The following is a 12911-nucleotide window of genomic DNA, read 5'->3' as shown; positions in this document are numbered from 1 at the left end:
GGTACGGATGACGGCCACTCCCCTGCTGCGGGTGTGGCCGTCTTCGTTGATCACGTGGTGTGGGACATGGACGGCACGCTGATCGATTCGGCGCGGGTGGTGCCGGCGGCGTTCGTGCGGGCGGTGGCGGCGCTGGGTGGGCCGCCGGTGGTGGCGGCGGATGTGGTGGGTGCGTACTGGCGGGGTACGCCGGAGGTGATTCTGGCGTATCTGGTGGGGCGGGAGCTGTCGGCGGCCGAGTGTGACGTCTACTACCGGGAGTTGGAGGGTGTGTCGGTGTCCGCCTATCCGGGGGTGCCGGAGACGCTGGCGGTGTTGCGGGGTGCGGGGCTGCCGGTGGTGGTGTTCACCGGGGCGAGTGGCCGGTCGGCGCGGTTGTTGCTGGCGGCGGCGGGGATATCCGCGGATGTGATCGTGGGTGGTGACGAGGCGGGGCGGGCGAAGCCGGCGCCGGACGGGTTGCTGGTGGTGGCGGGTCGTCTGGGTGTGGGGACGGGCCGGTTGGTGCTGGTCGGGGATTCGCCGTTGGATCTGCGGTCGGCGCGGGCGGCGGGGAGTGTGAGCGCGGCGGCGGGGTGGGGTCACCTGTTCGATCCGGCGGAGCCGGCGGATGTGACTTTGGTCGATCCGCGGGAGGTGCTGGGGCTGCTGGGGTGACTTTAGTTGCCGACTTTCGGCAACTGTCGGCTGCTGGTGGTGCCGGGCAGGCTGTTCGGTATGCGGGTGTTGGCGTTGTGGGTGCTGGCGACGTGGTGTGCCGAGTGTGTGTGGGGTGGGTTCACGGTCGTCGACTATCCGGTGGTGTTGCTGTTCCTGGGGCCGCTGTATGGGAGTGTCGCGGTGCTGATCCGGGAGGTGGCGCGGCGCCGTGGTGGTGGCTGGCCGGTGATGGTGCTGCTGGCGGCGGCGTTCGGGTTGGTGCAGGCCGGGCTGGTGGATCAGAGTTTGTTCGATCGGGCGGCGTTGGCGGGCACGGAGTTCGCGGAGGCGTCCCGGGCTGCGCAGGCGACGTGGGTGCCGGGTCTGGGTTTCAGTGCTGAACAGTTGTTCGAGTTCGTGCGTAACCATGTGTGGCTGAGTGTGTGTGCGCCGATCGCGGTGGTGGAGGCCTGGTGTGGGCCGGCGGTGCGGCGGGAGCCGTGGTTGTCGCGGCGGGGTGTGGCCGGGCTGGCGCTGCTGTATGTGGTGGCGAGTCTGGTGAACTGGTCGGATTCGGGCCGGGTGGTGACGCCGGTGCAGGTGGCTGCGGTGGTGGTCGTGGTTGCGGGCCTGGTGGTGGCGGCGTGGTGGGTGTCTGCCCCGATGGTTGCGGCGGCGTCGTCGGGGTGGAGTCCGCTGGTGCTGGGTGGGTTGGTGCTGGTGGTCGAGGTGGCCTCGTGGTTCGCCGGTGGGGGCTGGCCGGGGTTGGGGTTGCGGGTGGCGGCGCTGGTGCTGGTGGTGGTTGTGGCGGTGCGGTGGGCGCGGTCGCAGCGGCAGGTGCTGGCGGTGTGGGGTGCCGGGCTGGTGGTGGCGGCGGGTGGGGCGTTTCTGGCTCCGCCTTATGCGGCGGCGGCGCCGTGGTTGATGGTGGTCAGTGATGTGTTCGGGTTCGTGCTGGTGGTGGGGCTGCTGGTGGTGGCGTGGCGGCGGTCGCGGGTTATCGGGGCGACAGGGGGCGGGGGTGTCGGGATACTGGCGCGGTGAATCAGGAGACTCCCTCTCAGGCTGTTCCGCATACCGTGAGTTCGCTGGCTGCTGATCTGCGGCGGTTGGGGCTGGCGGCCGGTGATGTGGTGCTGGTGCATTCGGCGTTGCGGTCGGTCGGGTTCGTGGTGGGGCATGTGCAGTCGGTGGTGCTGGCCTTGTTGGAGGTGCTGGGGCCGGACGGGACGCTGGTGGTGCCGACGCATACGAATTACAACTCGGATCCGGCGGGGTGGAGTAATCCGCCGGTGCCGGAGGCGTGGTGGCCGGTGATCCGGGGTGAGAATCCGGGGTTTGATCGGGTGTTGTCGCCGAGCCGGTGGGTGGGTGTGCTGCCGGAGAGTGTGCGGACGTGGCCGGGTGCGGTGCGCAGTGGTCATCCGCAGGTGTCGTTTGCGGCGGTGGGTGCGCGGGCGGCGGAGGTCGTGGCGTCGCATCCGGTGGAGGACGAGTTGGGTGACGGGTCGCCGTTGGGGGCGGTGTATCGGTTGGACGGCAAGGTGTTGCTGATCGGGTGTGGGCATGCCAACAACACGTCGATGCATCTGTCGGAGACGCGGCAGCCGGATCCGAAGCTGGATGAGAACGGGGCGGCGGTGCGGGATGCCGATGGTTCGGTGCGGTGGGTGACGTGGTCGGCGCCGGCCAGTGACTCGTCGGATTTCGAGGAGATCGGTGTGGCGTTCGATGCGGTGGGGCCGGTGTCGGTGGGTTTGGTGGGTGGGGCGGTGTCGCGGTTGATGTCGCAGCGGGCGGTGGTGGATTTCGCGACCGGCTGGATCCGGGACAACCGGGTGGCGGGGGCCGCTGAGGTGGCCGAGGGCTAGGGTGCGGCCCATGCGTGTTCCCGATTGGATCGACGACACCCGCAGTTCGTACGACACGGTGGCCGTGAGTTATGCGGACATGTTGCGTGGCCGGTTGGCCGAGGAGCCGTTTCAGCGCGGGATTCTGGGGTTGTTCGCCGAGCTGGTGCGTGGTCGTGGGCGGGTGGCCGATGTGGGGTGCGGGCCGGGGCGGATCACCGGTCATCTGCATGAGGCGGGTTTGGACGTGTTCGGGGTGGATCTGTCGCCGGGGATGGTGGAGGTGGCGCGGCGGGAGTTTCCGGGGTTGCGGTTCGAGGTGGGTTCGATGACGGCGCTGGAGGTGGCGGATGGGTCGCTGGGTGGGGTGCTGGCGTGGTTCTCGCTGATTCATGTGCCGGATGAGGCGGTGCCGGGGGTGCTGGCGGAGTTTCGTCGGGTGCTGGCGCCGGGTGGTGTGGTGATGATCGGGTTTCATGCCGGTGCGGGGGTGCGGCACAAGACCGAGGGTTATGGCGGTCTTCCGATGAATGTGTTGGTGCATCGGCGGTCGGTGGCGCAGGTGGCGGGCTGGTTGGGTGCGGCGGGTTTCACGGTGGAGGGTGAGCTGGTGCATCGTCCGGATCCGCAGACGGAGGGCGCGTTCGTTTTCGCGTACCGGTAGGTGAGGAAAGCCGGTAGGAAGCTGATGGAAGGTAGAAGGCCGGACCGCGATCACCGCGGCCCGGCCTTCGGTGTGTGGTGGGTCAGGCGAGGTTGAGGGTGACCTCGACGTTGCCGCGGGTGGCGTTGGAGTAGGGGCAGAGCTGGTGGGCGGCGTCGAGGACGGCTTTGGCGGTGGTTTCGTCGAGGCCGGGGAGTTCGGCCTCGATGGTGACGGACAGGCCGAAGCCGGTGCCGGTGGGCAGGGGGCCGATGCCGACGTCGACGGTGATGGCGGTGTCTTCGAGGGTGATCTTCTGGGCGGAGGCGACACGTTTGAGGGCGCTGTGGAAGCAGGCGGCGTAGCCGGCGGCGAAGAGTTGTTCGGGGTTGGTGAGGGCGCCGCCGGCGCCGCCGAGTTCCTTGGGGACGGCGAGGTCGAAGTCGAGGACGCCGTCGCTGGAGCGGACGTGGCCGTTGCGGCCGTCGCCGGTGGCGGTGGCTGAGGCGGTGTAGAGGGTGCTCATGCGGTGGTTCCTCCGGGAGGGGTTGGTGCTGTGCCGTTGGCGCGGTGCAGCAGGGTGTGGAGTTGGTGTAGTTCGTCGGTGGTGAGGCCGGTGGCGCAGGCGAGGGCGTGGGAGAGGTCGCCGATGTCGCTTTGGAGGTGGGTGCCGGTCTCGGTGGGGTGGATCCAGACGGTGCGCTCGTCGTGGGTGGCGCGTTCGCGTCGGATGTGGCCTTGGGTTTCGAGGCGTTTGAGTAGGGGGCTGAGGGTGCCGGAGTCGAGGCGCAGGGTGCGTCCGAGGTCACGGATTGTGGTGGGGCCGTCGTGCCAGAGGATGCGCATGACGAGGTATTGGGGGTAGGTGAGGCCGTGGGGGTCGAGGTGTGGCCGGTAGAGCGAGGTCATCGCCCGGCTGGCCGCATAGAGCTGGAAGCAGATCATCCGGTCGAGGGCGGTGCTTTCTCGCATGCCCGGAACAGTAGTGCGCAATTTAGTTGTGCACAACTGATTGGTGCCGCAGGTCACCACGTTGTGTGATCATGCGGCCATGGCGTCCATCCGCTTCCTGAAGCTCTCCCCCGCCACTCTGGCCGCGTTGCTCGCCGGTGACCTCGACGCCGCGAGCGCCGCCGCCGGGCATCCGCTGAGCCCGTTCCTGATCGAGGAGAACTGGCTGTGGGAGATCCGGCTCGACGACATCAGGCGTGATCCGGCGGCCGCGGACTGGATCGCGGCGGCGGTCATCGCCGAACCCGAAGGGGTGGTCGTCGGGCACGGCGGGTTCCACGGGCCACCCGACGGTGACGGGGTGGTCGAGGTCGCGTACACGGTGGCGCCGCAGTACCGGCTGCGCGGCTACGCGAAACAGATGCTGGCAGCACTGCTGGCCCGCGCCGACGGCGACCCGAGGGTCACCGCGGTACGGGCCAGCATCCGGCCGGACAACACCGGTTCGAAGAAGGTGATCGCCGGGTTCGGGTTCCGCAAGGTCGGCGAGCAGTGGGATCCCGAGGACGGGCTGGAGGACGTGTACCTGCGTACGGCGGGCTGAGCCGGGTCAGGCCGCGGCGGCCAGCCGCTGTCCGTGCACGTCGGTCACCGACAGGCGGGTGCTCATCGTGGAGCGTGCGGCGATCTGCGCGGCGTAGGCCGCCCGCCGCCGGGCCACGCAGCCGTCCTTGGCCGTCGGCGACTTCTTCTGCTCCATGTGGGTGTTGAGGCCGTCGCGCAGCAGGGCCAGGGCCTCGGTGCGCAGCTGCGACACCCGCGACTCGGTGACGCCCAGTTCGGCGGCGACCTCCGACAGCGGCCGCTCCTGCAGGAACGACGCCTCCACCACGTAGCGCAGCCGCTCGGGCAGGACCCCGACCGCGTCGTGCAGGTAGCCGAGGCGCTCGCGGTGCAACAGCATCTCCTCGGGGTTCAGTGAGGATTCGGTGACCATGTCCTCGGCGGTGCCGGCGGCGAAGCCCTGCAACGACAGGACCGCGGCGCGCTGCACGTCGTCGTCGACGCTGGACAGTTCACCGACGGCGACACCGAGCAGTTCGGCGAGCTCCTCCGGGGTCGGGGTGCGCCCGAGCCGGCGGGTCAGCTCCTCGCGGGCCACGTCGGCGCGGCGGGCGCGGGCACGCACCGAGCGGCTGGCCCAGTCCATGCTGCGCAGCTCGTCGAGCAGGGCGCCGCGGACCCGGACGGCCGCGAACCGGCCGAACGGGATCCCGCGTTCCGGATCGTAGGCTTGGGCGGCGGTCACCAGCGCGGCGTAGCCGGCCGACGCGAGGTCGTCGCGGTGCACGTGCGGCGGCACCTTGAACAGCATCTCGCGGACCATGTGACCGACCAGCGCCATGTTGTCGCGGATCAGTTCCTCCTGGGCCCGGCTGACAACGGCAGGAGTGGCGGCCTGAGGCTGAGCGGTCATTTCGATTCCCCCTGTGTCGGCTGACCGGCTGGCAGGGGGAACTTTTCGCGGCTACGGGTGCAACCGGCGGGCACTCTCGGTTGCTGCTTGGTTGCACCGAGAATTTTTCCTCAAGTGCGTCAGCCCTCCGGAAGCGCCTCCAGCGGGCCCTCCTGGGGGCCGGTCAGCACGGTCTGCTCGACGGCGGCCTTGTGCAGGTCGAGCGGGCCGCCCTCGGGCTCCTGCTCCTCCAGCAGGGCGAGCAGGACGTGGCCGGTGCCGACACGGTCGTGGCCCAGCCGCAGCGCCTCGCGGAAGGACAGCTCCAGGGCTTTACGGGCGTGGGCGTCGAACGGGATCAGCGGGGCCGGCTCGGACTCGCCGGGCAGCGCGGTGACCGCGGTGCGGATCTCGTCGAGGGTGCGGCCCTGGGCCAGGACGGCCTGGGCGGCCAGCCCGTCGGCCTGATCGAGCAGGCCGAGCACCAGGTGGCCGGGGCTGATCTCGGCGTGGCGCAGGCGGGCGGCGTGCGCCATCGAACCCACCACGGCGGCGCGGGCCAGATCGGAGTAACGGCTGAACCCCTGGGAGGCGTCCTGCTTGGGTGCCGGGACGAACCGTTTCTGGGCAGCCTGTTTGGTGACGCCCATGCTGCGGCCGATGTCGGTCCAGGAGGCGCCGGAGCGGCGGGCCTGGTCGACGAAGTGGCCGACCAGGTGGTCGGCGAGCTCGCCGAGGTGGTCGGAGAGGGCGACGGCGCCGGCGACCCGGTCCAGGGGGCTGTCGGGGTGGCCGGCGGTCACGGCGTGGATGAGGTCATCGAGACGAACAGTCATGCCGTCAACCTTAAGTTGACGACACGGCTGCCGTCAACTCAGAGTTGACGCTTGCGGCCGGCTTTGCCCATCGGCACCTCCGACAGGTCGACGGTCTGCGAGGTGATCCGCTTGAACCCGTACCCCCGCTCGGTCATCCAGGCCGCGGCCTTGGCCTCGGCCCGGGCCGTCACCTTCGGCACCTCCCGCTCGTCGTCGACCTGCTCGGCGAACCGGAAACAGAAGAACGGCCGGGCCGCGAGGTCGTAGGTCAGATGCCCGTCCTCGGTGTACTGCACCGCCAGGATGTCGGCATGGTCGGCGCCGGCCGCCATCAGCTGCGCCTTCTGCTGCTCGGACAGGTTGTCGAAGGACCCGCGGACGGTGACGCGGATCGTGCGGCTCGTGCTCATCGCGCCAGTATCTTGCCCACGCTCACGACGGGCGAACGAATTCCGTGGCCCCGCGCAGCCGCGTCGACAGCAGCTTGGCCGCCCGGGTGGTCGTCAGCCGCAGATCCGGCGGCCGCGACAGCCCCAGCGCGGCCAGGCTGGCCGCCGGGATCAGCGCCGGATCCAGCCCGTCCCGGCGCGCCACCAGCACCCCCAGCTCGTAGCGGCTGATCGCGTCGGCGCCGGCCACGTTCAGCACCCCGGCGTGATCGCCGGCCGCCAGCTCCAGCAGCGCGTCGGCCAGGTCGTCGACGTGCACCGGCTTGCGCACCTCGTCGGTGAACAGCGCGCCCCGCACCCGCCCGGCGATCAGGTCGTGGGTGAGGACCTCGTGCGCGCCACGGCCGTCGCCCAGGATCAGCGAGGTACGCACGACCGCCGCACCCGGATCGATGGCCCGCACCGCGGTCTCGGCGGCCGCCTTGGCCGCCCCGTAGGCGTACACCGGATCGGGCAGCGCGTCCTCGTCGTACTCCCCCAGCCGGCCGGAGAAGATCGCGTCACTGGACACGTGCACCAGCCGGATCCCGGCCGCGGCCAGCGCGACGTGCGCCGCGCCGTCGGCGGTGGCCGGCCAGTCGTTGCGGTCCCGGCCGGCCGCGGTGTGCACGATCGCGTCCGGCGCCACCTGCGCGATCACCCGGCGCACGTCGGCCGGGTCACGGATGTCCAGGCGCACCGTGGCCGTCGGCGCGCCCGCCGACACAAAGGTGCCGACCGGATCCCAGCCCGCGGCGGCGGCCCGGGCCATCACCCGCCGGCCCAGCGAGCCGGTGCCACCGGTGACGAGCAGCCGTCCGATCATGCCGACACCCTAGTGCGCAGGGAGACGTCGCGGACGCTGAGCCACAACAGGACCGCGCCGCCGGCCACCGCGGCGGCCGTCACCGCCAGCACGCCCGGCGCCCCGGACACGCCCGGGTCGACCAGCGGCAGGTCGAAGAAGCCGGTCATCGTCCCGCCGCCGGTCAGCAGCAGCGCCGCCGGCAGCAGCACCAGCACCCCGCCGCTCTCCCACCGGTAGAAACCGGTCGCGGTGAACGCCCCGGCCACCAGGCACAGCGCCAGCATGCACAGATACGCCACGAAGATCAGCGGGTAGTCGCCACTGCCGAAGATCCGCTGGTCCTGGAGGTTGCGGGTCCAGCCGGCCGCCCGGTACAGGGCCGCCTCACCCGCATACACGCCGGTGATCAGGCCGGCCAGCACCACCGCGGTCACCAGCTGGAACACCGGGTACTGGACGGCGAACTCGCGCCGGGTACGGCCGTGCGCCACCACCGTGGACAGCAGCCCCGCCGCGCCGTAGCCGTAACCGGCGGCCAGCCAGAACACCACCTGCCCGGCGATGTCCACCGCCGACAGGGTGACCGGCCGCCACAGCGCGAACACCGGCACCACCAGCACGGCCAGCAGATAACCACCGGCCAGGAACAGCAACAGGAACACCAGGTGCTCCGTGGTCAGGAAACGCAGGATCGGCCAGCGGCTCACGCGGCACCTCCGGTCAGGTGGATGAACAGGTCCTGCAACGCCACCGGGCCCAGCTGCAGCCCGTACCGGCCGGCCAGCGAGCGCCGCTCGTCGTCGAGGTCACCGAACACGGTCACCTCCTTGGTCGGGCCCAGCTGCCGCTGCGCCAGCACGGTCAGCCCGAACACGAAATCGTCGACCACGGCGTGCGGCCCGGTCACCGACACACCCCGCGAGCGCAGCTCGTCGACGTCGGCGCGCAGCAGCAGCCGGCCCTCGTGCAGGATCAGCACCTGCTCGAACAGCGGGCTCTGCTCCTCGATCAGATGCGTGGACAGGATCACCGTGCGGGGATGGGCCACGTAGTCGCGCAGCAGCTCGTCGTGGAACAGCTGCCGGCCGGGCGCGTCCATGCCCAGGTGGGCCTCGTCGAACATGGTCAGATCCGCCCGCGACGCCAGGCCCACCACGATCCCGAACGCCGAGCGCTGCCCCCGCGACAGCGTGCGCAGGGTGCGCTTGCGCGGCAGCGCGAACCGGTCCATCAGCTCGGCGGCATAGCGGGTGTCGAAACCGGGGCGCAGGATCGCGGCCATCGCCAGGATGTCGCGCAGGCTGTCGGTGGGATCGCCGGGGACGCCGTCGTCGCGGATCAGGCAGATCCGGCTGGTGGCGCGCAGGTTTTCGAAGATCGGCAGGCCGGCCAGCGTGGCCGTACCGCCGGAGGGTTTGCGAAATCCCGCCAGGGCGGACAGCAGGGTGGTCTTGCCGGCGCCGTTGCGGCCCAGCAGGCCGTAGATGCGCCCGGCGCTCAGGTCGAGGTCGAGGGGATGCAGGGCGGTGGTGTCACCGAACCGGACCTGCAGGGCACTGGTGCTGATCATCGGCTGTCTCCCGGGATGAGCTGATGAAGGCGGGCCACGATGTCGGCGACCGGGACGCCCAGAGCCCGGGCCTCGGCGGCCATCGGCTCGAGCACCTCGGCGAAGAACCGCTCCCGCCGGGACGTGCGGATCTGCTCGCGTGCGCCGGCGTGCACGAACATGCCCACACCACGGCGCTTGTAGATCACGCCCTCGTCGACGAGCTGCTGGAACGCTCGGGCGGCGGTCGCCGGGTTGATGCGGTAGTAGGCGGCGTACTGATTGGTCGACATCACCTGGTCGTCGGCGGCCAGCACCCCGCGCAGCACGTCGTCCTTGATCTGGTCGGCGATCTGCCGGTAGATCGGGCTCCGGTCGTCGAACACCCCAAGGCTCCCTGGTTCTTCGGTCAACCAACTAACCATAGAACATGCGGAAGCTTAATTCACGGCCCGAACATGCCGAATGAGGGGCATGAAGAACTTGACCATCGGAATGCGGCTGGGTGCCGGATTCGGCGCCGTTGTGCTCGCCATGGTCGCGCTGGTGGTCGTCGGCGTGGTCCAGGTAAACAAGATCAACAACGAGCTCAGCATCATCAACGACCAGAACGCCGTCAAACAGCGCTACGCGATCAACTTCCGCGGCAGCGTCCACGACCGGGCCATCTCCCTGCGTGACCTGGTCTACTCCGTCGACGACGCGGGCGTGGCCAAGGCCAAGGACGAGATCGCCGCCCTCGCCGCCAAGTACGCCGAGTCCGAGACGAAGATGAACAAGATCTTCGCCGACGACAGCCTGGTCAGCGCCGACGAGAAGAAGGCCTTCGACGGCATCAACGAGATCCAGGCCAAGACCAACCCGATGGTCGAGCAGGTCACCGCCCTGCGCGAAGCCGGCAACACCGCGCAGGCCATCGCCCTGCTCAACGAGGCCAAACCGGCCTTCAGCGCCTGGCTGAAGTCGATCAACGTGCTCATCGACCTGGAAGAGGCGATGAACCAGGGCGAGACCGCCACCGCCCGCAGCACCGCCGAGAACTTCAAGATCCTGATGATCGTGCTGCTGGCCGCCGCCGTCGTGCTCGCCGCCGCGGTCGCCTGGTGGGTCACCCGTACCATCACCCGGCCCCTCGGCGAAGCCGTCGACGTGCTCGCCGCCGTTGCCGACGGCGACCTCACCAAACGCCTCGACGTGCACTCCGCCGACGAGGTCGGCCGGATGAGCACCTCGATGAACGCCGCCCTGCAGTCCATCGGCACCGCCCTGAGCAGCATCGCCGCCGGCACCGACACCCTGTCGACGGCCAGCGAGCACATGGGCCGGCTGACCACCCAGCTCGCCGACGGCGCCAAGGAATCCTCCCGCCAGGCCGACGTCGTGGCCGCCTCCGCCGACGAGGTGTCGCGCAACGTGCACACCGTCGCCGCCGGCAGCGAGGAGATGGGCGCCTCCATCCGCGAGATCTCCACCAGCGCCGCCGAGGCCGCCACCGTCGCCTCCCGCGCGGTCGCCGCCGTGCAGACCACCACCGCCAGCGTGTCGCGCCTCGGCGAATCCAGCCGCGAGATCGGCGACGTCGTCAAAGCGATCACCAGCATCGCCGAACAGACCAACCTGCTCGCCCTCAACGCCACCATCGAAGCCGCCCGCGCCGGCGAGATGGGCAAAGGCTTCGCCGTCGTCGCCGGCGAGGTCAAGGACCTGGCCCAGGAGACCGCCCGCGCCACCGAGGACATCGCCCGCCGCGTCCAGGCCATCCAGGCCGACACCGCCGGCGCCGTGCACGCCATCACCGAGGTCGCCGAGGTCATCGAGCAGATCAACGACTACCAGACCACCATCGCCTCCGCCGTCGAGGAGCAGACCGCGACCACCCAGGAGATCAACCGCAGCGTCGGCGAGGCCGCCAGCGGCTCCAGCACCATCGCCGCCAACATCGGCACCGTCGCCACCGTCGCCCGCGACACCACCGAACTGGTCAACCAGTCCCAGCGCGCCGTCGGCGAACTCGGCCAGGTCACCGGCGACCTCAAGGCCCTGGTGTCACGCTTCCGGTTCTGACAACGACAGCACCGTCGTGGCCGGCGCCTTCGCGGGCGCCGGCCACGACGCGTTTCACGATCAAAGACCATCATCCGGTACGGGCACGCCGGCAACCGTGGCCGTCCCCACGCGTCTTTCGGGCGCAGGACGGCCCCTTTTGTAGACTCCGGGTCCGCCCACCGCGCTCGAACGGACACCACGTTGACGACCTGGACCACCCGCCCCGAAACCGCCGCGGACATCCCGGCGATCCACGGCATCGTCGCCGCCGCGTTCCCCACCGCCGACGAAGCCCACCTGGTCGACGCGTTACGCACCGACCCCGCCGCCTGGATCGACGGCCTGTCCATGCTCGCCGTCGACCCCGGCGGCACCCCGGCCGGGCACGCCCTGCTCACCCGCTGCCACATCGACGGCGAACCCGCCCTGGCCCTGGCCCCGTGCGCGGTCCTGCCCGCCGCCCAGCGCACCGGAGCCGGAAGCGCCGCGATCCGCGCCGTCCTGGCCGCCGCCCGCACCCGCAACCAGGAGAACCTGGTCGTGGTCCTGGGACACGCCGGCTACTACCCGCGGTTCGGCTTCACCCGGGCGTCGGCCGCCGGGATCACCGCCCCCATCGAGGTCCCCGACGAGGCGTTGATGACCCTGGCCCTCGACCCAGCCCGCCCCACCCCCACCGGAACGATCCGCTGGGCATCCGCCTTCGGCATCTGACCCCCGCATCAGCCCGGCGGCCGCGTTTCGGCCCCAGGCACCGGATCAGCTCGCGGGGTAGCCACGCGACCCTGCGTAGCCGTACCGAAAAAAGGAGTTTCAAGGTTTGACGATCGCCAGAATCGTGTCGAGGGCCTTCAACTTCCCGGCACCCGTGCCGAGCAACCCGTCCGGGATGATCAACTCGTCGAGGCCCAGCTCGCGATAGCCTTCCACGGTCGCCGCGATCGCCGACGGCGAACCACCGAAGACCGGCGCCCCCAGATCCGCCGGCACCGGACCGTCGACCACCACCAGCGCCTGCGCGGTCCGTTTGACCGCCTTCGGGTCGCGGCCCACCGTCGCGCAGTGCCCGTCCAGCACCGCCGACTTGTGGGCGATCACCTCCGGCAGGCCCCACGCGTTCCACTCGTCGGCGTACTCGGCGACGACTTTCAGCATCCGCTTCTCGCCCTTGGCGCCGATCAGGATCGGCAGCGGGTCCTGGACCGGTTTCGGATCGCAGGTCGCACCGGTCAGCTGGTAGTGCTCGCCCTGAAAATCGGTCACCGGAGTACGCAGCAGCCCGCGCATCACCTGCAAGGCTTCGACGAACCGGTCCAGCAGCTGCCGGACCGGCGGCAGGCCGATGCCGTACTGCGCGTGCTCGTTGACCTGCCAGCCCGCACCGACACCCAGCACGAACCGGCCACCGGTGATGTGGTCGACAGTCGCGGCCATGTTGGCCACCACCGCCGGATGCCGGTAGGTGTTGCCGTACACCAGCGTGCCGACACGCACCCGCGGCACCGCCGCACCCAGCGCCGCCACCAGCGAACCCGCCTCCAGCACCGGCAGGTCCACCGGCTCACCGACCGGCTTGTTGGCCATGAAGTGGTCAGCGATCCACACACCGTCCCAGCCGGTGCCGGCCGCATGGGCGGCCACATCGAGGATTTCCGAGTACGGCTGGGCGGCGCTGGGCCAGATCGAGAGTCGCATGCCGGCAACCATGCCAGACCGGACGCAG

General features: G+C 70.4%; 17 protein-coding genes. 7 read left to right on the top strand and 10 right to left on the bottom strand.

What is annotated here, in order from left to right; all coding sequences use genetic code 11:
• Positions 1-33: 33 nt before the first annotated feature.
• Genes AB0E94_RS03400 through AB0E94_RS03385 form a run of 4 tightly spaced genes read left to right on the top strand, consistent with a single transcriptional unit; the run spans position 34 to position 3153 of the window.
• A complete protein-coding gene (locus AB0E94_RS03400; RefSeq protein ID WP_360321833.1) occupies positions 34-657 on the top strand; it encodes an HAD family hydrolase in 624 nt (207 codons plus the stop codon).
• Positions 658-663: 6 nt separating this feature from the next.
• Positions 664-1683, top strand: a complete 1020-nt coding sequence (locus tag AB0E94_RS03395; RefSeq protein ID WP_360321830.1) for a hypothetical protein — start codon at positions 664-666, stop codon at positions 1681-1683.
• The gene (locus AB0E94_RS03390) at positions 1680-2510 is read left to right on the top strand and encodes an AAC(3) family N-acetyltransferase (protein ID WP_360321827.1); all 831 of its coding nucleotides are present in this window, start codon (positions 1680-1682) and stop codon (positions 2508-2510) included. Before AB0E94_RS03395 ends, AB0E94_RS03390 begins: the two co-directional genes overlap by 4 nt.
• Before the next feature lie 10 nt (positions 2511-2520).
• Entirely contained in the window at positions 2521-3153 is a 633-nt protein-coding gene (locus tag AB0E94_RS03385; protein ID WP_360321824.1) for a class I SAM-dependent methyltransferase, read from the top strand.
• A gap of 82 nt (positions 3154-3235) precedes the next feature.
• Here the strand turns inward: AB0E94_RS03385 and AB0E94_RS03380 are convergent, their stop codons facing one another.
• Together AB0E94_RS03380 and AB0E94_RS03375 are read right to left on the bottom strand one after the other, a co-directional pair.
• Positions 3236-3658 carry an organic hydroperoxide resistance protein gene (locus AB0E94_RS03380; protein ID WP_360321821.1) on the bottom strand — a complete coding sequence of 141 codons (423 nt, stop codon included), beginning with the start codon at positions 3656-3658 and terminating at the stop codon, positions 3236-3238.
• Positions 3655-4104, bottom strand: coding sequence for a MarR family transcriptional regulator (locus AB0E94_RS03375; RefSeq protein ID WP_360321818.1), 450 nt, complete (start codon positions 4102-4104; stop codon positions 3655-3657). The genes AB0E94_RS03380 and AB0E94_RS03375 overlap by 4 nt, the downstream gene beginning before the upstream one ends.
• Positions 4105-4183: 79 nt before the next feature.
• On the opposite strand from AB0E94_RS03375, the gene AB0E94_RS03370 reads away from it, so the two are divergent.
• Positions 4184-4687, top strand: coding sequence for a GNAT family N-acetyltransferase (locus AB0E94_RS03370; protein WP_360321815.1), 504 nt, complete (start codon positions 4184-4186; stop codon positions 4685-4687).
• 6 nt (positions 4688-4693) lie between these two features.
• Here AB0E94_RS03370 and AB0E94_RS03365 read toward each other — a convergent pair whose 3' ends face one another.
• The 7 genes from AB0E94_RS03365 to AB0E94_RS03335 form a co-directional block, all read right to left on the bottom strand.
• Positions 4694-5560, bottom strand: coding sequence for a sigma-70 family RNA polymerase sigma factor (locus tag AB0E94_RS03365; protein WP_360321812.1), 867 nt, complete (start codon positions 5558-5560; stop codon positions 4694-4696).
• 119 nt (positions 5561-5679) lie between these two features.
• Positions 5680-6375: a Clp protease N-terminal domain-containing protein gene (locus AB0E94_RS03360; RefSeq protein ID WP_360321809.1), complete on the bottom strand. Its 696-nt coding sequence runs from the start codon at positions 6373-6375 to the stop codon at positions 5680-5682.
• A 38-nt stretch (positions 6376-6413) separates the two neighbouring features.
• The gene (locus AB0E94_RS03355) at positions 6414-6767 is read right to left on the bottom strand and encodes a DUF6204 family protein (protein WP_360321806.1); all 354 of its coding nucleotides are present in this window, start codon (positions 6765-6767) and stop codon (positions 6414-6416) included.
• Positions 6768-6789: 22 nt separating this feature from the next.
• Complete coding sequence (locus tag AB0E94_RS03350) at positions 6790-7611, bottom strand: sugar nucleotide-binding protein (RefSeq protein WP_360321803.1); 822 nt, start codon at positions 7609-7611, stop codon at positions 6790-6792.
• Complete coding sequence (locus AB0E94_RS03345) at positions 7608-8300, bottom strand: hypothetical protein (protein ID WP_360321800.1); 693 nt, start codon at positions 8298-8300, stop codon at positions 7608-7610. Before AB0E94_RS03345 ends, AB0E94_RS03350 begins: the two co-directional genes overlap by 4 nt.
• Complete coding sequence (locus AB0E94_RS03340) at positions 8297-9163, bottom strand: ABC transporter ATP-binding protein (RefSeq protein ID WP_360321797.1); 867 nt, start codon at positions 9161-9163, stop codon at positions 8297-8299. Before AB0E94_RS03340 ends, AB0E94_RS03345 begins: the two co-directional genes overlap by 4 nt.
• Positions 9160-9528 (bottom strand): GntR family transcriptional regulator, encoded by a 369-nt coding sequence (locus tag AB0E94_RS03335; RefSeq protein ID WP_360321794.1) that lies wholly within the window; start codon positions 9526-9528, stop codon positions 9160-9162. The genes AB0E94_RS03340 and AB0E94_RS03335 overlap by 4 nt, the downstream gene beginning before the upstream one ends.
• An 88-nt stretch (positions 9529-9616) precedes the next feature.
• Here AB0E94_RS03335 and AB0E94_RS03330 point away from each other — a divergent pair, with 88 nt between their 5' ends.
• Both AB0E94_RS03330 and AB0E94_RS03325 read left to right on the top strand, forming a co-directional pair.
• Positions 9617-11206 (top strand): methyl-accepting chemotaxis protein, encoded by a 1590-nt coding sequence (locus AB0E94_RS03330; protein WP_360321791.1) that lies wholly within the window; start codon positions 9617-9619, stop codon positions 11204-11206.
• Positions 11207-11389: 183 nt separating this feature from the next.
• Positions 11390-11902, top strand: coding sequence for an N-acetyltransferase (locus AB0E94_RS03325; RefSeq protein WP_360321788.1), 513 nt, complete (start codon positions 11390-11392; stop codon positions 11900-11902).
• A gap of 99 nt (positions 11903-12001) precedes the next feature.
• On the opposite strand, the gene AB0E94_RS03320 is transcribed toward AB0E94_RS03325, so the two are convergent.
• A complete protein-coding gene (locus AB0E94_RS03320) occupies positions 12002-12895 on the bottom strand; it encodes an LLM class flavin-dependent oxidoreductase (protein WP_360321785.1) in 894 nt (297 codons plus the stop codon).
• Positions 12896-12911: the final 16 nt, after the last annotated feature.

Origin of the sequence: Actinoplanes sp. NPDC026670 (genome assembly GCF_040638175.1) — a bacterium.
Lineage (GTDB): Bacteria > Actinomycetota > Actinomycetes > Mycobacteriales > Micromonosporaceae > Actinoplanes.
Note: the sequence above shows the minus strand (reverse complement) of the source record. Positions and strands in the feature narration are given on the sequence as shown.

Bases quoted from the DNA above. Each gene is read 5' to 3' on its own strand.
- AB0E94_RS03330 (WP_360321791.1), top strand. From the start codon at position 9,617: ATGAAGAACTTGACCATCGGAATGCGGCTGGGTGCCGGATTCGGCGCC.
- AB0E94_RS03375 (WP_360321818.1), bottom strand. From the start codon at position 4,104: ATGCGAGAAAGCACCGCCCTCGACCGGATGATCTGCTTCCAGCTCTAT.
- AB0E94_RS03380 (WP_360321821.1), bottom strand. From the start codon at position 3,658: ATGAGCACCCTCTACACCGCCTCAGCCACCGCCACCGGCGACGGCCGC.
- AB0E94_RS03370 (WP_360321815.1), top strand. From the start codon at position 4,184: ATGGCGTCCATCCGCTTCCTGAAGCTCTCCCCCGCCACTCTGGCCGCG.
- AB0E94_RS03355 (WP_360321806.1), bottom strand. From the start codon at position 6,767: ATGAGCACGAGCCGCACGATCCGCGTCACCGTCCGCGGGTCCTTCGAC.
- AB0E94_RS03385 (WP_360321824.1), top strand. From the start codon at position 2,521: ATGCGTGTTCCCGATTGGATCGACGACACCCGCAGTTCGTACGACACG.
- AB0E94_RS03350 (WP_360321803.1), bottom strand. From the start codon at position 7,611: ATGATCGGACGGCTGCTCGTCACCGGTGGCACCGGCTCGCTGGGCCGG.
- AB0E94_RS03365 (WP_360321812.1), bottom strand. From the start codon at position 5,560: ATGACCGCTCAGCCTCAGGCCGCCACTCCTGCCGTTGTCAGCCGGGCC.
- AB0E94_RS03340 (WP_360321797.1), bottom strand. From the start codon at position 9,163: ATGATCAGCACCAGTGCCCTGCAGGTCCGGTTCGGTGACACCACCGCC.
- AB0E94_RS03320 (WP_360321785.1), bottom strand. From the start codon at position 12,895: ATGGTTGCCGGCATGCGACTCTCGATCTGGCCCAGCGCCGCCCAGCCG.
- AB0E94_RS03360 (WP_360321809.1), bottom strand. From the start codon at position 6,375: ATGACTGTTCGTCTCGATGACCTCATCCACGCCGTGACCGCCGGCCAC.